The organism is Pseudomonas sp. MYb541, assembly GCF_037479595.1.
Lineage (GTDB): Bacteria > Pseudomonadota > Gammaproteobacteria > Pseudomonadales > Pseudomonadaceae > Aquipseudomonas > Aquipseudomonas canadensis.
In genome coordinates this window covers 21040-42135 of sequence record NZ_JBBGYS010000057.1, presented here as the reverse complement: position 1 = coordinate 42135, position 21096 = coordinate 21040, and the positions used below count along the sequence as shown (strand labels likewise).

Here is a 21096-nt window from a genome sequence, read left to right as displayed (position 1 = left end):
GAGCCTAGGCGAGGTGCCGAGTGTTGGGGCAAGAGCGTTTTGCTTACTTTTGCGCTTTTCAAAAGTGAGCCGCCGTAAGGGCGGAACCATAAGCTGCCGTTACCCAAATAACGGATATGTACTCATTTAAAATAATCAAACCACCCGAACCATATGCTCCCCAATCCGTGCCCGTAACCACCGCTCCGCCGGATCATTGTCATGCACCCCACTCCACACCATCGACAACTGCGCCTCCTCAATCGCAAACGGCGGATCCTCCGCGCGTAACGACGTCCCCTCGGTCAACGCACACGCCGCATAATCCGGCACCGTCGCAATTATCTGCGTCCCCGCCAACAATGCCCGCAACCCACTGAACTGCGGCACCGCCAACACCACCCGCCGCGCCCGGCCGATCCGCGCCAAATCCAGATCGATATTGCCACTCAAGTCCCCCGAGAACGACACCATTGCATGAGGGCGTTCACAGTAATCATCCAGCGTGAGCGGCTCGACACCACCATCCCCACGCAAGACCTTGCACGGAATATCCCGCAGCTTCTTGCGCTTGGCATTCGCCGGCAATTCAGTGGTGTAACTCACCCCCACCGAAATCTCGCCACTGGCCAGCAACGACGACATCAACAGGTAATTGGCCCGACGCACCACCACGATGATTCCCGGCGCCTCCTCGCGCAGTTGACTGAGCAACGGCGGAAACAGGCCAAACTCAGCGTCATCAGAGAGGCCAATGCGAAACACCGCACAACTGGTGGAAGGGTCGAAATCCTTGGCACGGCTGACCGCGCCGGAGATGGTGTCCATGGCCGGTTGCAACTCCTTGAGTATCGCCACGGCACGTGGCGTGGGCTCCATGCCCCGCCCATTGCGCAGCAGCAACGGGTCGTCGAACAGGTCGCGCAGACGCCCCAACGCCGCGCTCACCGCCGGTTGGCCCATGAAGAGTTTTTCGGCGACCCGGGTCAGGTTCTTCTCGAACATCAGTGCTTCGAAAATCACCAGCAGGTTCATGTCGACGCGACGCAGGTCGTTGCGGTTCATAGGAAGCATCCAAACGGTTGGCAAGCGCACAGATAAGCATGCAAAACCCGACCGGCATTGCATGTCTGTGCTGTCTTTTTCACCTCGGCACCTGGCGAAATTAACAACGATTAACTCGTCAGCCGGACGGTCCGGCAACAAGATTGACCGCGTCTACACTGCATCCATCCACCGGGAACGCTCCCATCGACTGCGGATATTTGTCATGGCCCGACTCGAGCAATATGCCCCTCGTTTGTCCGCCACCGGAGGCCTGTGCCCTCGGCGCGAGCGCATCGCCAAGCAACTGATCCTGGCCAATCTGGGCGAGAGCCTGGCGATTGCCGACCTGGCCCAGGCCTGCGCGCTGTCGCGCAGCCATTTTTCCCGGGCGTTCAAGTGCACCACCGGGTTGTCACCGCAAGAGTGGATCCGCCAACAGCGCATCCAGCGCGCCAAGGAGCTGATCACCAGTTCGTCCCTGAGCCTGACGCAAATCAGCCTGGAATGCGGTTTTTGCGACCAGGCGCACTTCTGCCATATGTTCACCCGCAGCGAAGGCGTCAACCCGATGACCTGGCGAAATCACCACTTACGTCACAAGCTTCAAGTCATCGCAGCCTAGTGGTCGGTGCGTACCTGGAATATGCTGGCCGCTCCCCCCTTTCCGAGCACGGCCAGCCATGAGCGACCCCGGCGACCAGGCCGTACATTTCGGCCCCTATCGCATCCACCCGCGCCAACGCTTGGTGCTCGAGGCGGGTCGCCCTTTGCGCCTGGGACGGCGTGCGGTGGAGATCCTGCTGATCTTACTGGAGCAGGCCGGCAATGTGGTGAGCAAACAGGAGTTGATCGCGCGCGTCTGGCCCAAAAGCGTGGTGGAAGACGGCAACCTGCGGGTGCATATGGCGGCGTTGCGCAAGGCTCTGGGCGATGGCCAGGCCGGGCAGCGCTATATCGTGACCGTGGCCCAGCGCGGCTACAGTTTTGTTGCGCCACTGAGCATCGAACCGATGACACCGCCTTCCGAAGGTGCCCCACAACGTCCCTGCCACAACCTGCCGTTGCGGCGTACTCGGATGATCGGCCGCCAGGCCTTGATCGACAGCCTGGTGCAGCAACTGCCGGAACAACGCTTTATCACCCTGACCGGCGCCGGCGGCATCGGCAAGACCACTGTCGCGCTGCGGGTGGCGGAATTGTTGATCGGGCATTACCGCGACGGCATCCGGCTGTTCGACCTGGCGCCGTTGAGCGCGCCATCGATGATCCTGCCCAACCTGGCTGCCCTGCTCGACGTCACTCATGCCGAGCACGAACCCTTGGCGACCTTTGCGCGCAGCCTGCAGGACCGCCAGTTGCTGCTGGTGATCGACAACTGTGAGCACCTGCTCGACGACATCGCCCTGATCAGCGAAACCCTGCTGCGCCATGCGCCCAGGCTGCACATCCTGGCCACCAGTCGCGAGGCATTGCGCGCCGAAGGCGAATCCGTGCAGCGCCTGGAACCCTTGGCCTGCCCGCCCGTCACCGGCAATCGCGCCCAAGCGTTGGGCTACCCGGCCCTGCAATTGTTGATCGAGCGAGCCATGTCCCATCAGGACAGCTTCGAGCTGAGCGAAGCCGAGCTGCCGCTGGCGATTGATATCTGCCAGCGCCTGGACGGCATTCCGTTGGCGATCGAGTTGGTGGCGGCGCAGATCGAGCGCTTTGGCTTGCCAGGGCTATTGGTGCAGATGGAGGACAATTTCCGCCTGCTGACCCGTGGCCGGCGCAACGCCCTGCCTCGTCATCAAACCTTGCGCGCGACGCTGGACTGGAGCTTTGAGCTGCTGACCGCCTGCGAACAGATCTGCCTGCGTCGCCTGGCGGTGTTTCGCGGCGGTTTCAGCCTGGCCAGTGCGGCGGCGGTGATTGCCGGGGAACAGGTAGCACCCGCCGAAGTGCTGGGCTCAATCACTCAACTAGTCGCCAAATCCTTGCTTAACGTCGAGGCCGGTGATGATGAGATGGTGTATCGCCTGCTGGACATCACCCGCACCTACGCCCTGGAAAAGCTCAGCGTCGCCCAAGAGCTTGACGCCACCCGCGAACGCCATGCAGAGCGTTGCCTGGCGCTGATGGAACAGGCGCGCGACGATTGGGATTCGGTCGCCACCCAACCCTGGATCGACCGTTACGCGCCGCTGCGTGAAGATATCCGCGCTGCCCTCGACTGGGGGCTCGCGCAGGCGGGCGAACACCTGCTGGCGATCCGCTTGACCGTCAGCGCAATGCCGCTGTGGCAAGAATTGTCGTTGCTCAGGGAACACCGTTTGTACGTGGACAAGGCGCTGGCGTTGATGGACCAGGCCGCATCGCCCTGCCCCCGCTTGTCGATGCAACTGCAATTGGCGCTGGGCAGCCTGTCCTATCACGCCATGGGCGGGGCCCCGCAGACCATTGCCGCGTTCGTCCGTGCACGGCACCTGGCCGAAGCGCACGAGGACGTCGCAGGGCAACTGCGCGCGATCTCCGGGCATATGGCGGTGAATCTGTGTGCTGGCCAGTATCGTCAGGCGCTGGCGCAAAGCGTGCAGTTTGATCGCCTCGACCCACGCACCGACCCGCAACTGGATATCAGCGCCCAGCGTCTGCGGGTGCTGGCCCAGCATTACAACGGCAACCAGGCACTCGCCCGGCACAATGCCGAACAAGTGATCCAACGCATGGCGCACAGCGGCCACGTCAACCGATTTGCCCACGGCATCGGTGTGCAATACGACCAAAGCGTTGCCTCACTCACGGTGCTGGCGCGAATCCTGTGGTTGCAGGGCTTTCCCGAGCAAGCCTGGCGCACCGCCAACCAGGCGTTGGAACTGGCGCAGCAGATCAATCATGGCACCTCCATCTGCTACACCCTGGCGTTGGCAGGCGTGGTCATCGCCCGTTACAACGGTGACGAAGACACCGCCCAGACCCTGCAGGCACTGCTGTTGGAACATGCCCACAAGCATTCGGTGCAGTTGTTCAAGACGTGGGCAGGTCACTACGCGGGAATCCTTGGGCACAAGGACCTGCAAGGCCTGGGGTTGATTGAGGATATCCTGGTCACGCTGGGTTCCCATGCACTGGACGAGCCTGGGTTCGAACGCGCCCGCGCGGGCGACGCGGGTTGGTGCACCCCGGAGATCCTGCGGATACGCGCCGAAAGCACGACCGATGCCCGTGCGGCCGAAGCGCTGCTGCTGGAAGCTTTGGGCCTGGCTCACCAGCAAGGCGCGCTGGCCTGGGAGTTGCGCTGTGCGACGTCGTTGGCACGGCTGTGGCAGGCGCAAGGCCGCGTGCAGCCGGCCCGCGATCTGCTGAGTTCGGTCTACACGCGGTTCACGGAGGGCTTTGCCACCCAGGACCTAGTCCGCGTACGCGGCCTGCTCGACGAGTTGCAGGACAAACGGCCGGCCTGAAAACGGCCCCAGGTAATGCCCATAGCCCTGCTGCAAGCGCGCGACCTGCATCGGGTCGCGTAACTGCGCGAGCGCATAGCTGCGCACGCAGTTGAGCAGGCGGTAACGGGCGTTGCCGGGGCCGGGTTCGAGGGTCAGCAACGAAGTGCTCACCAGACGCCCCAGCAGGTAGGCCAAGTCGGCATGTTCCAGCTCGGTACCCGCGACCAGTTCACTCAAGGTGGGCAAGGTGACCGCCATCTTGAACAGTCCCAATTGCAGGAACAGCCAGCGCTCCGGCAGGCTCAGGCGCTGGTAGCTCCAGTCCAGGGCCGCGTTCAGGGATTGATGACGTTCCACCGCCGTGCGCCGGCCCCGGCTCAGCACTTGCACGCCTTTGCACAGTTGCTGCTGCAATCCACGTACGCCAAGGGCGTCCACTTGAGCGGCCGCCAGCTCCAGGGCCAGGGGAATGCCATCCAGGCGTCGACAGATGTCACGCAGCGGGGCCAAGTCTTGGGGGCGCAGCACAAAGCCTTGCTGAGCAGCACGTACTCGGGCGACGAACACTTGCACCGCCGGGTAAGCCATCGCTTCTTCGACACGGCTCAACGCCGATGGCGCAGGCACCGACAGCCGAGGCACGCGTTGCACCCATTCGCCGTGGACTTGCAGGGCTTCACGACTGCTGACCAGCACACTGACCTGAGGCGCCGCTTCGCGTAGCACGTGCACCAGGTGACGGCAGGCACCGAGTAGCAGGTCGGCACCGTCGAGCACCAGCAACAACTGGCGGGCCGCCAATTGCCGCCCCAGTTCAGCGGCATTGGCGCAGGGTTCAAGGTGCAGCACCGAAGCCAGGTGACGCAGCATGCTCATCGGCGCTTCCACCGTGACCAGATCGACCCACCACACGCCGTCCCGGTAACGCGGCAACACCCGCTCAGCCAACGCCAGGGCCAGGCTGCTCTTGCCCACGCCGGCACACCCGGTGAGCGTCATCAGGCGCTGGCCGGACAGGCGTCGCACCAGCACGCCCAACAGCTCATCACAGCCCATCACCGGACTCAGGCGTGCGGCGAGGTTATGCAGGGGTAAAGTGGCCGGCACAACCCCGTGCACGGGGGCGGCGAAACAGTAGCCACGCTGTGGGTCGTTGAGAATGAAACGCTGCCCATCAAGGGCGCGACGCAATGCAGCGATGTGCACCCGCAGGTTGTTTTCTTCCACCACGCTGTTCGGCCACACGCGCTCGATCAAGGTGGCCTTGCTGATGTACTGCCCAGGCGCTTCAAGCAGCACCGTGAGGATATCCAGCGCCCGCCCGCCCAGAGGCACCGGCCAGCCTGCCTTGCTGACCAGACGCTGTTGCCGGTGAAAGACATAGGCGCCGAAGCGCACCGTGCCATCAGCGTCAATCGCCTGAGGGTTGTTCATCTGTGTAAAAGCGCTGAAACACCCGGCCTTGGGCGTTCGCGCATCCTTTTCCGTGGGCTTGCCGCTATCTTGCCAGTTGGCGATGACAGGACAATGCTGGCACAGGGAGTGATACGGACATTCGGGTGCGCCAGACGGACATTCTGTCGTTAACTGAACTGCTGTCGGTATTGGGTCGGGTTGAGGCCCAGTTTTTCGCTGAACAGAAAGCGCATGTGCCGCACGCTGCCAAAGCCCGCGTGGAAAGCCACGGTCTTGAGCGGCAAGTCGGTGGTTTCCAGCAATTGCCGGGCGCGGTCGATGCGCGCGCCCTGCAGGAATGCCATGGGGGTCATCTGCACATCCTTGGCAAACAACCGCGCAAAGTGGCGCGCGCTCATGCCGGCCAGTTCGGACATGGACTCGATAGTGAACGGTTGATCAAGATGCTCCAGCACATGCTTCTGCACGCGGGTGATCGCCGTTTCCTGAGGCGCCACCGCCGCCGTCATCGGACTGAATTGGGCCTGGCCGCCCTGGCGTTTCATCACCACCAGCAACACCTTGGCCACTTCCACGGCGACATGCTTGCCGTGGTCCTGGGCCACCACCGACAGCGCCAGGTCGATACCGGCGGTGACGCCACCCGAGGTGATCAGGCGCCCGTCCTGCAAATAGATACGGTCGGTTTCCACAACAGCCTTGGGGAACGCCTTGATCAGCCGCTCGGTGTAGTGCCAGTGAGTGGTCACGCGGTGACCGTCCAACAGACCGGCATGCCCCAGCACAAAGGCGCCGGTGCAAATGGAGCCGAAGCGACGCGCCCGTGGCGCTGCCGCCCTGAGCCATGGCAGTAAGGCGGGATGGCATTCGTTGTAGGCACCAGGACCGCCGGGCACCAGCAGCAGGTCGTAGGCATCCTGGGCCTGGTCCAGCAGCAAGTCGGTGTGTACCGCGACACCATTGGAGGCGCGCAATGGGCCAGGCTCGGTGCCGAGGGTAAGGATCTGATAGTGATCCGCCGCTGGCAGGTAGCGGTTGGCAATGGAAAACACTTCGAGCGGCCCGGCCATGTCGAGCAGGAGGAAGTCCGGAAATAGCGCCATGGCCACGGTTTTCATAGCGAGAAAAGTCCATCGAGAAGGAATGCGGCCGCCATTATTACACGTTCAGAACTGTCAACTTGAAGGCGACAGTTATTCAGATTTCAGCTTCTTAATGAATCATCCATTAACCATTAACCTTCTTCTCAACGCCGGAGCCCTGCATGCCGCAGCCCGCTCCCACTTGAGGACAAGACCATGCTGACCCTTCGCAAAGCTTCCGAACGCGGCGCCGCCAATCACGGTTGGTTGAAGTCGTTCCACACCTTCTCGTTCGCCAACTACTGGAACCCGAAAGAACAGGGCTTTTCCGACCTGCTGGTGATCAACGATGACCGTGTTGCAGCCGGTAAAGGCTTTGGCCAACACCCGCACCGCGACATGGAGATTTTCTCCTATGTGCTGGAAGGCGCGCTGGAACACAAAGACACCCTGGGCACCGGCTCGGTGATCCGCCCCGGCGATGTGCAACTGATGAGCGCCGGCAGCGGCGTGGCCCACAGCGAGTTCAACCACAGCCAGACCCGTGGCGTGCACTTCCTGCAGATCTGGATCGTGCCGAATGAAGCCGGGGCCGAACCGCGTTATCAACAGGAGCACTTCAGCGAGGCGCAGAAACGTGGGCGCTTGCAGTTGATCATCTCGCCGGACGGCAACGATGGTTCCCTCAGCGTGCGCCAGGACGCACGGGTGTATGCCGGGCTGTTCAGCGGCGACGAAGCCGCCACCCTGGACCTGGCGCCGGATCGTCATGTGTACATCCATGTGGCCCGAGGCAGCGTTGAAGTCAACGGCCAGCGCTTGCAGGAAGGCGACGGCGCCCGCGTGCGGGATGAACGGCAGATCCGCCTGGGCCATGGTGAGGACGCCGAAGTGCTGGTGTTCGATCTGCGCCCGCAAGAATTGCCGCAGATGCCATGACCAGGCGTGCGATGGCTCGTCGCAACGAGCCATCGCTGGCGTCGATAGTCACCATCAGCCCAATGAAGTTCTCTTAAAAAATGCAACGCGTAACATCAACCCCATACCGGCAACAACCCAACTAAAACACTCGGAGCACACCCTCATGAAACGCCAAATCTTGCTTAGCCTCGCTTTCTCGGTACTCGCTGCCAACGCATTTGCTCACCCTGTTGTCGCTGAAGGCGGCTCGGATCGCCTGATCGAAAGCCGTGTTGCAGAAGGTGGCTCAGACCGCCTGCAAGGTAACCGCCTTGCCGAAAACGGTTCGGACCGCCTGCTGGAACGTCGTGTCGCCGAAGGTGGCGCTGATCGTCTGCAAGAACGTGGTCTGGCCGAAGGTGGTGCTGATCGCTTGCAAGAACGTGGTCTGGCCGAAGGCGGTGCTGATCGCCTGCAAGAACGTGGTCTGGCCGAAGGCGGTGCTGATCGTCTGCAAGAACGTGGTCTGGCCGAAGGCGGTGCTGATCGCCTGCAAGAACGTGGTCTGGCCGAAGGTGGTGCTGATCGCCTGCAAGGCAACAACGTTTAACCCCGCGCTGCTGGCGGGAACCCCAAACCGGCCTGATCAGCCGGTTTTTTTTCGCCTTCGATGAAGTGCAGCTACGCCGTTGAACCAAGCCGGGTAGGCAAACGCCGGCACATGAGCGTATCTGGCTACCAACTTTCCCCCAGCCCCAGCAGGCCCAGAATCTGGCGTCGCAAGTCCACCAGATAAGGATCGTCCCGGTGTCGGGGGTACGGCCGGTCAATCGTCAATTGCGCCAGGATGTTCGCCGGACGGTCGCTGAACACCACCACCCGGTTGGCCAACAGCAAGGCTTCTTCCACATCGTGGGTCACCAGCAAGGCCGTATAACCCTGGCGCTGCCACAAGTCGATCAGTTCCTTTTGCATGGTGATACGGGTCAGGGAGTCGAGCTTGCCCAGCGGCTCATCGAGGATCAGCAGGCGTGGTTGATTGACCAGTGCGCGGGCCAGCGCCACCCGTTGCGCCATGCCACCGGACAACTGCCGTGGATAAGCGCGAGCGAACTGACTGAGACCGACTTTTTCCAGGGCTTCGTCGACCTTGGCCGAATGAGTCTTGAGCAGCCCCTGCGCTTCCAGGCCGACGGCGACGTTGTCCCACACGCGGCGCCATGGGTAGAGCGTCGGGTCCTGGAACACCACCACGCGGCTCGGGTCCGGGCCGGTGATGGCTTCACCGTCCGCCAACAAACGGCCGGAGTCCGCCGGTTCCAGGCCGGCCACCAAGCGCAGCAAGGTCGACTTGCCGCATCCCGAAGGCCCGAGCAAGGCCACGAATTCGCCTGGCGCCACAGCCAACGAAACCCGTTCCAATACCGGCAGATGCAGGCCGTCCAGGGCAAAGCCATGGCTCAGGTTTTCTATGCGCAGCGCCAAACCTTCCGACGCCGATACTGCGTGTGCCAGGGCTACCATTTCATCGATCCTTTCTGCCAGGCCAACAACCGGTCACGCACCAGGAACAACCCGGTGATCAACCCTGAACACGCGAGCGCCATGATCAGCAAGGCGGCGTACATATTCGCGTAGGCGGCCCAGCCCTGGGCCCATTGCAGGTACCACCCGATACCGGATTTGACGCCCATCATCTCCGCCACCACCAGCGTCGAAAACGAGGCGCCCAGGCCCATGAAGAGGCCGACAAATACGTGAGGCAATGCAGCGGGAATCGCCACCTTGAAAATCAGAAAAGCTTGCTTGGCGCCGAGGGTGCGGGCCACGTCGTAATAGGCTTTGTCCACACTCGCCACGCCGGACCAAGTGAGCACCGTGACCGGGAACCAGGTAGCCAGGGCGATCAGAAATACACTGGCGCTCCAACTGCTCGGAAACAGGAAAAAGCACAGCGGCAACAACGCCGTCGACGGCACCGGACCGAGAATGCGCAACACCGGGTGCAACCAGTAGCCGATGCGCGTGGACCATCCGATCGCCACCCCCGCGATAAACCCGGTGATCGCGCCCAGCGCCACGCCCGAACCCAGCAGTAGCGCCGAGTGCAACAGACTGTCGGCCAGCCGTGGGTAGTCTTCGATATACACGGCCAGCAAGGCCTGGGGCGGCGCAAAAAACGGCACCGGCAACAGCGCCAGTTTGGCGGTGAGTAGTTCCCAGATACCCAGCAGCACCGGCAAGGCGATCAGCCAGGGACCCGCGTTGCGCAGGCGCAGGCCCAACATCGCTATCTTGCGCCCCAGCAGGCTCAATACGATGAACAGCGCCGCGATGCCCACGCACAGATTGGCCAGGCCTTGGGTCATCGGCCAGTTGCGCGTCGCGTTGGGCCAGTAGCTGATCAGCAGCGCGACGGCCAGCCAGGCCCCCACCACCGCCACGCCCTGCCACCAGACTTTGAACGCCAGGGATGGGTTCAGGGTTGCCGCATCAACTGAAGACATCGGCGGTGATCTCCTTGGCAAACTCCACCGGGTCGGTGCTCTTGCTGATCACTTCGACGGTTTTCAAGTCGGTGACGTAGGTGAGGATTTCCTGGGTCAGCGCCGCGCCCACCGCGTGATGGCCGTGGGTGTGGTCGTGGAGGATCGCCTGCACTTCCTCTACCGACGTATTCAGCGCATGGGCCTGGAAGCCTTTGGCAACTTCTTCGGGGTGCTGCACGGAATAGTCGTGGGCTTCCAGAATCGCTTGGGTCAAGGCCGCGACCACGCGTTTGTCTTCGCGCACCAGTTTGCCGGTGACGCCGACCACGCAGCAGCTGAGGTTGGCGTACTCTTCCACCAGGTTGGTGGACAGCTCGCGGGCCACGCCGGATTTGATCAGGCGGTACATGAACGGGTCACTGCCACTCACCGCCTGCACTTCGCCACGCTCGAGGGCCGTGCCGAGCAGGTCGGCCGGGTACAGCCGCCATTCCACGTCGCGCACCGGGTCCACGCCGTGTTTCTTCAGCAGGATCGAGAAGAAATTGCGGTCCGGACTGGCCATGTCGGTCACGCCGATAGCCTTGCCCTTGAGGTCTTCGAGTTTGGTCACGCCGCCATTCACCGCACTGAGCAAGCGCAGGCAGCCGCCGTGAGTGCCCGCAGTGAGTTTCACATCGAACCCTTGCTCCAGCGCCTTGAGCCAACGCAGCGCCATGCCCACACCGGCGTCGGCTTTACCGGTGGCGATGGCCTCCAGCAGTACTTCGGTTGAGTTGCCGAAGTTGACCAGTTCCACGTCCAGATTGTGCTTGGTGAAAAAGCCTTGGCCGTGGGCGATCACCACTGGCGCCAGGCATACGGCGTTGAGGTTGACTGCCAGCTTCAGCTTGCGCGGTGCGTCGAGGCGGATGAATTCACCGGTGCCGGCAGGTTCCTGTGAAGTGTTATGGCCGGCGTGTTCATCGGCGGCGAAGCCCAGGCGTGGCAGCGACAGGCTGGCCAGGGTAATACCGGCCAGCCCCAGCAGGCGGCGGCGGGTTAAGTGATCGAAGTCAGCCATGCGAAATATCCCTTTAATTGAATGTGGTCGGTGGTGTGGCGGTCGGGCTTGCTGTGGTGGGCGGGCTTGCCACAGAAGCCGCCCTCGCCACGCAGTCAGTTGTTGAGATCAGCCAATCCCAAATGCTCACGCAACGTCGACCCTTCATACGCCGTGCGGAACAACCCCTTGCGCTGCAAATGCGGAATCACGCTCTCGACAAACTCGGTGAACGAGCCAGGCAGATACCCCGGTGAAATCACAAACCCATCGCAACCGCCCTGCTCGAACAGCTCGGCCAACTGATCGGCCACCTGCGCGCCCGTCCCCACCAACTGCGGCACGCGCACACTGCTGGCGAAGAGGCGCCCGAGTTGTTCCAGGGTGGTTTGCGGGCCTTGCATCAACAGCTTTTCAGCGGCGGCCGGGTGGATCAGCGGCGACTGGGCGATTTCGGCCAATGTTGCCGACAACGGAAAGGGCGACAGGTCGACATTCAACTGCGACGCCAATGTCACCAGCCCCAGCTCAGGCCGCGCCAACGCGTTGTGCTGATCGCGCTTGGCACGGGCTTCAGCTTCACTGCCACCCATGAACGGCATCACCGCCGTCAGCACCTTGCAGCTGTCAGCCTCACGGCCTTGCTGCACCACCTGCGCACGCACGTCATCGCGAAACGCACGCATGGCCACCAAATGCGGGTGGATGGTGAAAATCGCCTCGGCCCACCGCGCGCCAAAGCGCCGGCCACGCCCGGACGAACCGGCCTGGATCAGCACCGGTCGCCCCTGGGGCGTGCGCGGAATATTCAACGGGCCTTCGACCCTGAACCACTCACCCTGATGTTGCACCGAACGGATCAACTCGGGGTCCGCCAGCACGCCGCTTTCTCGATCCAGCTTCAGCGCGTCCTTGCCCCAGCTGTTCCAGAGCTTCAGCGCGACTTCGACAAACTCATCGGCGCGGTCATAGCGCAGATCGTGTTCCAGGTGCTTGTCCTTGCCGAACAGACGCCCTTCGCTGTCGTTCATCGAGGTGACGATATTCCAGGCTGCACGGCCCTTGGACAGGTGGTCGAGGGTGGCGAATTCACGGGCGATGTGCGCCGGTTCGTAATAGGTGGTGGAACGGGTCGCTCCGAGCCCCAGCTTGGTGGTCTTGCCGACCAGGTAAGAGAGGATCGGCAGCGGGTCCAACCGCGTAGCGTCCTGGGCACCGTAGCGCAAGGCGAACTCGCGGGAGCCGCCCATTTGATCGCCCACGGCCAGGCGATCGGCGAAGAACAGGAAGTCGAACAACCCCTCTTCCACCACCTTGGCCACCCGCGCGTAGTACTCGGGGTCAAGGTAATTGCCGACGGTCTCCGGATGACGCCACACGGCGTGGCTGTGCACCACCGGCCCACTCAACAGGAACGCGGATAAATGGATCTGGCGGTTTTTGGTCATGGGATATTTTCGCTTAAAAATTCCATTTAATTATATTAATTACGAACAACTATGAAAGAACCATATAGTTCTATGGTTATTACCGATGGGTTTGATCTCAAAAAAAGCGCCCTAAGCTCAGACCGAAAGAGTATTTAACGAATAGTTTTTAGAACTTTAAGCTCGACGCTATTTCGTTGAAGATCGAGCTCGCTATGTCCATACGTCGTCCCCTCGCCGCAGTACTCGGGTTGCTGGCCTTTTCCGTCGCCGCGAGCGCCGAGGCCCAGGAAACCGTGCGCATCGGTTACCAGAAGTCCTCGACCCTGATCACCCTGCTGAAAACCCAAGGCACCCTGGAAAAAGCCCTCAAGGCCGACCACATCGACGTGAGCTGGCATGAGTTCCCCAGCGGCCTGCCGCTGCTCGAAGCGCTCAACGTGGGCAACGTCGACATCAGCGCCGACGTGGCCGATACCGTGCCGATCTTCGCCCAGGCCGCCCAGGCCAAGCTCACCTACTTCGCCCAGGAAGCGCCCTCGCCTTCAGCCCAAGCCATCGTGGTGCGCAAGGACTCGCCAATCCAGCAACTGGCGGAGCTCAAGGGCAAGAAAATCGCCGTGACCAAGGCGGCGGGCACCCACTATTTGCTGATCGCAGCGCTGGCCAAGGCGGGCCTGGAATTTTCGGATATCACACCGGCTTATCTGACACCCGCCGATGGTCGCGCGGCGTTCGAGAACAACAAGGTCGACGCCTGGGTCACCTGGGAACCCTTCCTCACAAGCGTGCAACGTCAACTGCCCACGCGCACCCTGGCCGACGGCGCGGGGCTGGCCAGTTACAAGCGCTACTACCTGACGGGCACGCCTTACGCCAAGGCGCATCCTGAGGTGTTGAAGGTGGTGTATGAACAGCTGGAAAAGGCCGGCCAGTGGGTGAAAACCAACCCGCAGGACGCGGCCAAGATCCTCGGCCCGCTGTGGGGCAACCTGGATACGGCCACCGTTGAAGCCGCCAATGCACACCGCAGTTACCAGGTGCAGCCGGTGACGCTCGACCAACTGGGCGAGCAGCAGAAAATCGCCGATGCGTTCTTCAAGGCAGGACTACTGCCCAAGGCCGTGGATGCCAAGGATGTGCAGACCTGGAAGCCATAAGGAGGTGAGCAAGGGGTACAACGGCCAGCTCACTCCTTGCTGACCCGGTCACGCCCGAGCGCCGGCCGATGATGTTCAGGCGGGCGTTTTTTTGTCGCGTTCACCTAACGAACGCGCCGCCAACGCCCCCATCACCCCGCCCACTATCGGCGCCAGCCAGAACAGCCAAAGCTGCGCAAGGTACTCGCCCCCGGCAAACAACGCAGGCCCGGTGCTGCGTGCAGGGTTCACCGAGGTATTGGTCACCGGAATCAACACAAGGTGAATCAAGGTCAGGGCCAGCCCAATCGCAATCGGTGCAAAGCCAGGCACCGCGCCTGGTGCGGTCACGCGCATGATGATGAACAAGAAAAAGAACGTGGCGATGAATTCCGCGAGCAACGCGGCCTTCATATCAAAGAGGCCAGGGCTTAGTGGTCCATAACCATTGGCGGCAAAACCACCCACTGCGAAATCCGGCTGCCCGCTGGCAATCAGGTACAACGCTGCAGAAGCGCCAAGCGCTCCAGCCACCTGCGCCGCGATATACGGCAGCACATCACTCCCCGCCACACGACGCCCCGCCCATAAACCCAGGGTCACCGCCGGGTTGAAATGCCCACCCGAAATGCCGCCTACCGCATAGGCCATGGTCAGCACCGTGAGCCCGAACGCCAGCGAAACGCCGACAAACCCAATGCCCAGTTCCGGGAAAGCCGCCGCCAGGATGGCGCTGCCACAGCCGCCGAACGTCAGCCAGAAAGTACCGATAAACTCGGCGGTCAAACGCTTTTGCACAATCGACTCCATTGCTGTTCAAGTGCCGTCACCACAGGCCGTGGGCGGTCTTGGGCGACGGTAGCAATGGGTATCAAATTGCTGTGTAAGACTTGTCTGGATTAATGCTTTTGAACGTTTAACGTCTGGAGAGTGAATAGGGGCCTTTGACCTAAAACCCGCTTACAACTGAACAGATGATCCAGCTGTCTGACTGCACTAGCATTGCCGACGACTAAGTCAATGGCGTACATTTGCTATGATTTTTATTGAAACCCCAATTTTTACCCGGCGTGTAACGGAACTCATGAATCACGATACCTATTTGAGCTTGCAGGTAGCGTTGATGGTGAACCCAAGCGCTGGAGATGTGATTGAAGGTACGGGTGGCATTCGAAAATTACGTGTCGCCTCAAAGGGCCACGGCAAACGTGGTGGTGCGCGAGTGATTTACTACCACTTTGTCACTGCGTCAAAAATCGCGTTACTGATGATTTATCCGAAAAACGAACAGCAAGACCTGACAAACGACGAACGCAAGGCATTGAAAGCCGTCATCGAACACTGGAGATAACCATGAGCAAATTCTTTGATGAGCTGATGGAAAGCGTGCAACAAATGGACGAAATCGTCCGAGGCGAGCGCCAGCCCTCTCGCGAATTCATTGTTGACGCGCTTCAAGTCAAACAAATCCGTAAGGCAACCGGCCTGACTCAAGCTGCATTCGCCGCGATGATCGATGTTCAAATCGGCACACTGCGTAATTGGGAACAGGGGCGACGGGAACCGACAGGGCCGGCCAAAGCGCTGTTGAGGGCCATTCACAATGACCCCGTGCATGTGTTGAATGCATTGGCGCCTTAGCCCAACGGTGGCTGGCGCGGGCGTTTGACTCAGGCTCGCGCCACACCCTGCCCAAACCGGCGGATCGCCAGGCAGTAGCCAATCAACGCCAGCGCCGCCAGCAACCCGCCCGCCGCGCCGATCCAGGCAAAGCCAAACTGGCTACCCACCCAACTGCCCATCAGGGCGCCGCCGCCGATGCCGATGTTGTAGATGCCGGAAAACATCGCCATGGCCACGTCGGTCGCATCCGGCGCCAGCACCAGTACCTTGGATTGCATCGCCAGGCCGAAGCCCATGATCGCCATACCCCAGAACACGCTCAGCACCACCAGGTAGGATTCTGCGCCACTTAACGGCAGCAGCAGCGCCAGGCACGCGGCGAGGATGAATACCGCGCCGACTACGAACAGGTGCGGATTGAAGCGGTGCACCAGGCTGAACAACAGCGAGCCGATGATGCCCGCGCCGCCGAACACCAGCAGGATCAGGGTCACCGCGCTGCCGCTCATGCCGGCCACTCCTTCGACGAAAGGCTCGATGTAGCTGTAGGCGGTGAATTGCGCGGTCACGGTCATGGCCGTGAGCACGTACAACGCCACCAGCGCCGGGCGCTTGAACAGCAGCGGCAGGCTGCGCAAGGAGCCGGAGTTCTGGCTCGGCAGCAGCGGCAAGGTGCGCGCCAGCCAGAACACCAGGGCGGCGGCGAACGCGCCGATCACCAGGAACGTGGTGCGCCAGCCCATGGCTTCGCCCAGCAGGCGGCCCAGTGGAATGCCCAGGACCATCGCCAAAGAAGTACCGGTAGCCAGCAGGCCGAGGGCTTGCACCTGCTTGCCTTCCGGCGCCAGGCGTACAGCAAGAGACGCGGTGATCGACCAGAACAAGGCGTGGGACAAGGCAATGCCAATGCGACTGAGCATCAGCAGGCCGAAACTGTTAGCGACGCTGGAAAGGATGTGGCTGACGATAAACATGCAGAACAGCACGATCAGCAGCTTGCGCCGTTCGACGTTGCGGGTCAGCAGCATCACCGGCAGCGAGGTCAGGGACACGATCCAGGCGTAGATAGTGAGCATCAACCCGACGCTGGACACGGGCATGTCGAAGCTGGCGCCGATGGCGCTGAGCAGCCCGACGGGCACGAATTCGGTGGTATTGAACACAAAGGCGGCCAACGCGAGGGCGATGACCGGTTGCCAGTTGGCTTGGGGCGTTGCGGCTGAAATGCTCATTGAAGGGCGCGGTACTCGGACGATGGTCAGACGGCCACCCAGGACAAGCGCCGCCGCCGAGCATTCTATAGGTTTCTGGCGCGGCTGTTGACGCCGATCCGGCTCAAAACAACCTCAGGGCGTCACGGCGCGGTCATGGTGACCACGTAGGCCCCCGATTGAATGGGCTTGCCGAGGGCGTCCACCAACACATACCGCTGGTCGTAATAGCGCCCATCACTGCTTTCGGCGACCAACTTGACGTCTGCCTGCGCAGTGCCCAGCGCCGTCACCGTGCGCACGGGCTGCACCGCGAACTGGCTGCCACGCAAGGCCTGCGGACAGCCCTTGAGTTCCAGCGTCGACCCGCCTGATGCAGTTGCATGACAACCGGGCTCGACGATACTGCCGTGAAACTGAATGACGCCTGAGGGCCCTGCCAGGCTAGCCCCCGCCCATACCGCAAGAACGCCGGTAACCAGTGACAAACGCTTAACGTTCATGTCGACGCTCCTTCTTGGGTAGTTAAGAAGGTAGTCGTCTGGGCCGGCGTTTACTTGAGCCTATTCGCCGAAGGTTGTGACAGGGATCATGGATCCACCTGGCCCATCAGTTCCGGAATACTTTCCGGCCGCTTGGCATAACGCTGCGCCAGCGCCGCGCAGACCATTAGCTGGATCTGGTGGAACAGCATCAGCGGCAGGATCAGCACCCCCATGGAGGCTCCGGCAAATAACACCTGGGCCATCGGCACGCCGGTTGCCAGGCTCTTTTTCGAACCGCAGAACAGAATGGTGATGCGGTCTTCCTGGTTGAAGCCGAAGGCTTTGCCCAGCACGGTCGAAGCCACCAGCACCAAGGCGAGCAGCACGCAGCACGCCACTACAAGACCGCCCAGTTCCCACAGCGGGATCTGGTGCCAGATGCCTTCGTTGACCGCTTCGCTGAACGCGCCGTACACCACCAGCAGGATCGAGCCCTGGTCGACAAACTTCAGCCAGGATTTATTGCGGCCGACCCACTCACCGATCCAACGCCGGGCGATCTGCCCGGCGATGAATGGCAACAGCAATTGCACGCTGATCTTCAGGATCGCGTCGACGGTAGAGCCGCCCTCGCCGTGCACGTTGAGCAACAGTGTCACCAACAACGGCGTGAGAAAGATCCCGAACAGGCTGGACGCCGCCGCACTGCAAATCGCCGCCGGGATATTGCCCCGCGCCAGGGACGTGAAGGCAATCGCCGATTGCACCGTGGCCGGCAAGGCGCAGAGGTACAGCATGCCCATGTACAGGTCTTTGCCGATCAACGGCGACAGCACCGGCTTGAGGGCCAGGCCCAGCAGCGGAAACAGCACGAAGGTCAGGCTGAACACCAACAGATGCAGGCGCCAGTGGCCGGCACCGGCAACAATCGCCTGACGCGACAGCTTGGCGCCGTGCAGGAAGAACAGCAGCGCAATCGCCAGGTTGGTGACCCAGCCGAAGGCCACGGCAGTCTGGCCGCTGGCGGGCAGCAGGGAAGCGAGGATCACCGTGGCGATCAGCGTCAGGGTGAAGTTGTCGGGCAGAAAACGGGGGCGAGTCATAAGCAGGATCTTCCGGGGGTTGCCAAGAGCGTCGTCGCGACTCTAACGTAACGGCTTGTTACCGACTAACGCCAATGAGCCAGTAAATGCCGCCTAAAGGACATGACAAGACCGTCCGCCGCAGTGTGCCCGGGCTTTCCAGCCTGCCACGGCCGGTGTACGGACGCACCGAATCCCTGCCCAATCGTGCGCTGACCCGTCGCCACAGCCACCCGTGGGTGCAATTGTCCTACGCGATTTCCGGGGTGCTGGAGATCCAGACCAGCGTCGGCCGCTTCGTCGCCCCGCCTCAGCGGGCGGTGTGGATTCCGGCCGGCATGCCGCACCGCGTGTTCAGCTCGCCCCACACGGAAATGCGCAGTTTGTACCTGGATTGCAGCGTCACCACCTGGGCAGATGAGCGCTGTCATGTGCTGGAGGTGAGCAGCTTGCTGCGGGAGTTGATCCGCAGCTTCAGCGAATTGCCGGTGGAATATGCTGAGGATGGGCCGGATGGGCGTTTGGCCCAGGTGGTGCTGGACCAACTGGCGGCGGCGCCGCAAGTCGACCTGATGCTGCCGCTGCCACTGGACCCGCGTTTGCGCCAGATCTATCGCAGCCTGAACTCACACCCGGAGCAGCAGACGACCTTGGGCCAGTGGAGCCAGAAGTTGGGGGTGAGTGAGAAAACCCTCAGCCGCCTATTCCTGAGCGACACCGGGCTGACCTTTCGGGCGTGGCGTCAGCGTTTGCGGTTACTGACTGCCCTGCCCGCCCTGGAGCAAGGCGAGCGGGTGACGGATGTGGCGCTGGGGTGTGGATACGAATCCACCTCGGCGTTTATCAATGCGTTTCGCCAGCAGTTCGAGGCGACGCCGGGTGAGTTCTTTCGCTAGGCAGAGGCCTTCGCCAGCATCGCCTGGAGCAACACATCCGCCCCCGCCGTCGACCATTCCTGGGAAATTTCTTCCGCCTCGTTATGGCTCAACCCATCCACGCAGGGCACAAAAATCATCGCCGTCGGCGCCACCTGGTTCAGGTAGCAGGCATCGTGCCCAGCACCGGAAATCATCGGCCGATGGCTGTAGCCCAATGCCTCAGCCGACGCCCGCACGACCTCGACACAGCCCGTGTCAAAGGCAATCGGCGCGTACTGGAAAATCTGCTTCACGCTGTGCTGCAAGCCAATCCCGTCGGCAATCTGCGCCACGGCATCGCGCAACTGCTGGTCCTGGCGCGCCAGCACCGCTTCGTCCGGGTGACGGAATTCCACACTGAAGAACACCCGCCCCGGCACCACGTTGCGCGAGTTAGGGAAGATATTCGCCATGCCCACCGTGGCCCGCCCTTCGGCGCCCTGCTCCAGGCCCAACCCGTTGACGGCCTCGACCACACGGGCAAAACCGAGCAAGGCATCCAGGCGATGATCCATGGGCGTAGTGCCGGCGTGGGCGCTGCGGCCGCTCAGTTCCACTTCGTACCAGCGCTGGCCCTGGGCGCCAGTGACCACGCCGATGGTAATGCCTTGTGCCTCCAGAATCGGGCCTTGTTCGATATGCAGTTCGAACGCGGCGTGGATCGCTTGGCCACCCACCGGTTCGGTGCCTGCGTAGCCGATTTGCTGCAGCGCCTGGCCAATGGTCACGCCGGCTTTGTCTTCCCGGGACAGCCCGTATTCCAGGTCAAACACCCCCGCATAGACGCCCGACGAAATCATCGCCGGCGCAAAGCGTGAACCTTCTTCGTTGGTCCAGTTGACCACTTCGATGGGCCGGTCGGTTTCAATGCCCAGGTCGTTCAGGGTGCGCAGCACTTCCACCCCTGCAAGCACGCCGTAGATGCCATCGTACTTGCCGCCAAAGGGCTGGGAGTCACCGTGGGAGCAGGTCATGACCGGGGCCAAATCATCGAAGCGCCCCGCACGACGGGCGAAGATATTACCCATGGCGTCCACGCGAATGCTGCAACCGGCCGCCTCGCACCACTGCACGAACAGGTCGCGGCCACGGCGGTCTTCGTCGGTCAGCGCCAAGCGCGAGACGCCGCCTTTTTCGGTGGCGCCGATCTGCGCCATTTCCACCAGCGAAGCCCACAGGCGTTCGCCGTTCACACGCGCCAGCTTACTCATGAGGTTTGGCCCGATAGCGGAAGTCACAACGGTGATCGCCGCCCATGATGGTCTGGGTGCGGGTCAACTTGATGTCCGGGTTGTAGCCGACGATAAACAGCTCGTCACGGTTGCACGACAGCAGATGGCCGATCTCGCCCAGGCCCATCTCGTGGTACATCTCGGCGTAGCGGCAGCGCTTGACGTCGTAGTCGTAGTGCTCGGCGTCACTGGCGATGATCTCGACCTTCAGCGCGTCGTCCTTTTCCCACAGCACTTGCAGCTCGACGAAGCTCTTGAGGTCAGCGCCCTGCTCTTCCAGCGACGCAAAATGCTTGCCGGCCTGGATCGCGGCATTGCCCACGGCTTCACCGATCACCGCAGCGGCAAAGTCCTTGCCCTGTTCGCGCTTGAGGATCTCGTAGATCGGCTTGATGATTTCGGCCTCGATGCGCCGCCGGGCGAGGATGCCCAGTTCACCTTCCAGTTTGCTCATTGTGTGCCTCCATCAGCTCCACAAAACCTATTAATTCCCCCCAAGCTCAAAGGGGGGCTCTCTCTGGTGAACGGGCTTGTTGTGGTGAGCGGGCTTGCCCCGCGCTGGGCTGCGTAGCAGCCCCATTGGGAACGCCGCGGTGTGTC

21 protein-coding genes are annotated in these 21096 nt (G+C 62.0%); 8 read left to right on the top strand and 13 right to left on the bottom strand.

Annotated elements, in window-relative coordinates; translation table 11 throughout:
- Window positions 1-135: 135 nt before the first annotated feature.
- Entirely contained in the window at window positions 136-1044 is a 909-nt protein-coding gene (locus WH299_RS26735; protein WP_123476000.1) for a LysR family transcriptional regulator, read from the bottom strand.
- 205 nt (window positions 1045-1249) lie between these two features.
- On the opposite strand from WH299_RS26735, the gene WH299_RS26730 reads away from it, so the two are divergent.
- A complete protein-coding gene (locus tag WH299_RS26730) occupies window positions 1250-1648 on the top strand; it encodes a helix-turn-helix domain-containing protein (RefSeq protein ID WP_122728872.1) in 399 nt (132 codons plus the stop codon).
- Between the two features lie 58 nt (window positions 1649-1706).
- A complete protein-coding gene (locus WH299_RS26725) occupies window positions 1707-4469 on the top strand; it encodes an ATP-binding protein (protein ID WP_323624454.1) in 2763 nt (920 codons plus the stop codon).
- Here WH299_RS26725 and WH299_RS26720 read toward each other — a convergent pair.
- On the bottom strand, window positions 4416-5885 hold the full coding sequence (locus WH299_RS26720) for a winged helix-turn-helix domain-containing protein (protein WP_122728876.1): 1470 nt from the start codon (window positions 5883-5885) through the stop codon (window positions 4416-4418). The genes WH299_RS26725 and WH299_RS26720 overlap by 54 nt on opposite strands.
- A 149-nt stretch (window positions 5886-6034) precedes the next feature.
- Entirely contained in the window at window positions 6035-6985 is a 951-nt protein-coding gene (locus WH299_RS26715) for a GlxA family transcriptional regulator (protein WP_122728878.1), read from the bottom strand.
- 180 nt (window positions 6986-7165) lie between these two features.
- Between WH299_RS26715 and WH299_RS26710 the strand changes: the two genes are divergently transcribed.
- A complete protein-coding gene (locus tag WH299_RS26710; protein ID WP_028616657.1) occupies window positions 7166-7888 on the top strand; it encodes a pirin family protein in 723 nt (240 codons plus the stop codon).
- Between the two features lie 145 nt (window positions 7889-8033).
- On the top strand, window positions 8034-8459 hold the full coding sequence (locus WH299_RS26705) for a hypothetical protein (protein WP_122728880.1): 426 nt from the start codon (window positions 8034-8036) through the stop codon (window positions 8457-8459).
- A 125-nt stretch (window positions 8460-8584) separates the two neighbouring features.
- On the opposite strand, the gene WH299_RS26700 is transcribed toward WH299_RS26705, so the two are convergent.
- The 4 genes from WH299_RS26700 to WH299_RS26685 all read right to left on the bottom strand — a co-directional run bounded on the left by WH299_RS26700 (window position 8585) and on the right by WH299_RS26685 (window position 12828).
- Window positions 8585-9373: an ABC transporter ATP-binding protein gene (locus WH299_RS26700; protein WP_122728882.1), complete on the bottom strand. Its 789-nt coding sequence runs from the start codon at window positions 9371-9373 to the stop codon at window positions 8585-8587.
- Window positions 9367-10356, bottom strand: a complete 990-nt coding sequence (locus tag WH299_RS26695; protein WP_123475990.1) for an ABC transporter permease — start codon at window positions 10354-10356, stop codon at window positions 9367-9369. The genes WH299_RS26700 and WH299_RS26695 overlap by 7 nt, the downstream gene beginning before the upstream one ends.
- Window positions 10343-11401, bottom strand: coding sequence for an ABC transporter substrate-binding protein (locus WH299_RS26690; protein ID WP_177002202.1), 1059 nt, complete (start codon window positions 11399-11401; stop codon window positions 10343-10345). Before WH299_RS26690 ends, WH299_RS26695 begins: the two co-directional genes overlap by 14 nt.
- Window positions 11402-11496: 95 nt before the next feature.
- Window positions 11497-12828, bottom strand: a complete 1332-nt coding sequence (locus WH299_RS26685) for an LLM class flavin-dependent oxidoreductase (RefSeq protein ID WP_339551783.1) — start codon at window positions 12826-12828, stop codon at window positions 11497-11499.
- Between the two features lie 194 nt (window positions 12829-13022).
- Here WH299_RS26685 and WH299_RS26680 point away from each other — a divergent pair, with 194 nt between their 5' ends.
- Window positions 13023-13967 (top strand): aliphatic sulfonate ABC transporter substrate-binding protein, encoded by a 945-nt coding sequence (locus WH299_RS26680; protein ID WP_122728891.1) that lies wholly within the window; start codon window positions 13023-13025, stop codon window positions 13965-13967.
- 75 nt (window positions 13968-14042) lie between these two features.
- Here the strand turns inward: WH299_RS26680 and aqpZ are convergent, their stop codons facing one another.
- Window positions 14043-14756 carry an aquaporin Z gene (gene aqpZ / locus WH299_RS26675; protein WP_339551780.1) on the bottom strand — a complete coding sequence of 238 codons (714 nt, stop codon included), beginning with the start codon at window positions 14754-14756 and terminating at the stop codon, window positions 14043-14045.
- A 226-nt stretch (window positions 14757-14982) separates the two neighbouring features.
- Between aqpZ and WH299_RS26670 the strand changes: the two genes are divergently transcribed.
- Both WH299_RS26670 and WH299_RS26665 read left to right on the top strand, forming a co-directional pair.
- On the top strand, window positions 14983-15297 hold the full coding sequence (locus WH299_RS26670; RefSeq protein WP_126570913.1) for a type II toxin-antitoxin system RelE/ParE family toxin: 315 nt from the start codon (window positions 14983-14985) through the stop codon (window positions 15295-15297).
- A gap of 2 nt (window positions 15298-15299) precedes the next feature.
- Window positions 15300-15587, top strand: coding sequence for a helix-turn-helix domain-containing protein (locus WH299_RS26665; protein ID WP_126570912.1), 288 nt, complete (start codon window positions 15300-15302; stop codon window positions 15585-15587).
- A 29-nt stretch (window positions 15588-15616) separates the two neighbouring features.
- Here the strand turns inward: WH299_RS26665 and WH299_RS26660 are convergent, their stop codons facing one another.
- From WH299_RS26660 to WH299_RS26650, 3 genes are all read right to left on the bottom strand, one after another.
- On the bottom strand, window positions 15617-16801 hold the full coding sequence (locus tag WH299_RS26660) for a sugar transporter (protein ID WP_339551776.1): 1185 nt from the start codon (window positions 16799-16801) through the stop codon (window positions 15617-15619).
- Window positions 16802-16923: 122 nt separating this feature from the next.
- A complete protein-coding gene (locus WH299_RS26655; RefSeq protein WP_339551774.1) occupies window positions 16924-17283 on the bottom strand; it encodes a type 1 fimbrial protein in 360 nt (119 codons plus the stop codon).
- Window positions 17284-17369: 86 nt separating this feature from the next.
- A complete protein-coding gene (locus tag WH299_RS26650) occupies window positions 17370-18368 on the bottom strand; it encodes a bile acid:sodium symporter (RefSeq protein ID WP_122728901.1) in 999 nt (332 codons plus the stop codon).
- Between the two features lie 86 nt (window positions 18369-18454).
- On the opposite strand from WH299_RS26650, the gene WH299_RS26645 reads away from it, so the two are divergent.
- A complete protein-coding gene (locus WH299_RS26645) occupies window positions 18455-19243 on the top strand; it encodes an AraC family transcriptional regulator (RefSeq protein ID WP_068934330.1) in 789 nt (262 codons plus the stop codon).
- Here WH299_RS26645 and WH299_RS26640 read toward each other — a convergent pair.
- Both WH299_RS26640 and WH299_RS26635 read right to left on the bottom strand, forming a co-directional pair.
- Entirely contained in the window at window positions 19240-20475 is a 1236-nt protein-coding gene (locus WH299_RS26640) for a Zn-dependent hydrolase (RefSeq protein WP_339551772.1), read from the bottom strand. The two genes, WH299_RS26645 and WH299_RS26640, sit on opposite strands and share 4 nt — an antisense overlap.
- A complete protein-coding gene (locus tag WH299_RS26635; protein ID WP_068934334.1) occupies window positions 20468-20950 on the bottom strand; it encodes an L-2-amino-thiazoline-4-carboxylic acid hydrolase in 483 nt (160 codons plus the stop codon). Before WH299_RS26635 ends, WH299_RS26640 begins: the two co-directional genes overlap by 8 nt.
- Between the last annotated feature and the right edge of the window lie 146 nt (window positions 20951-21096).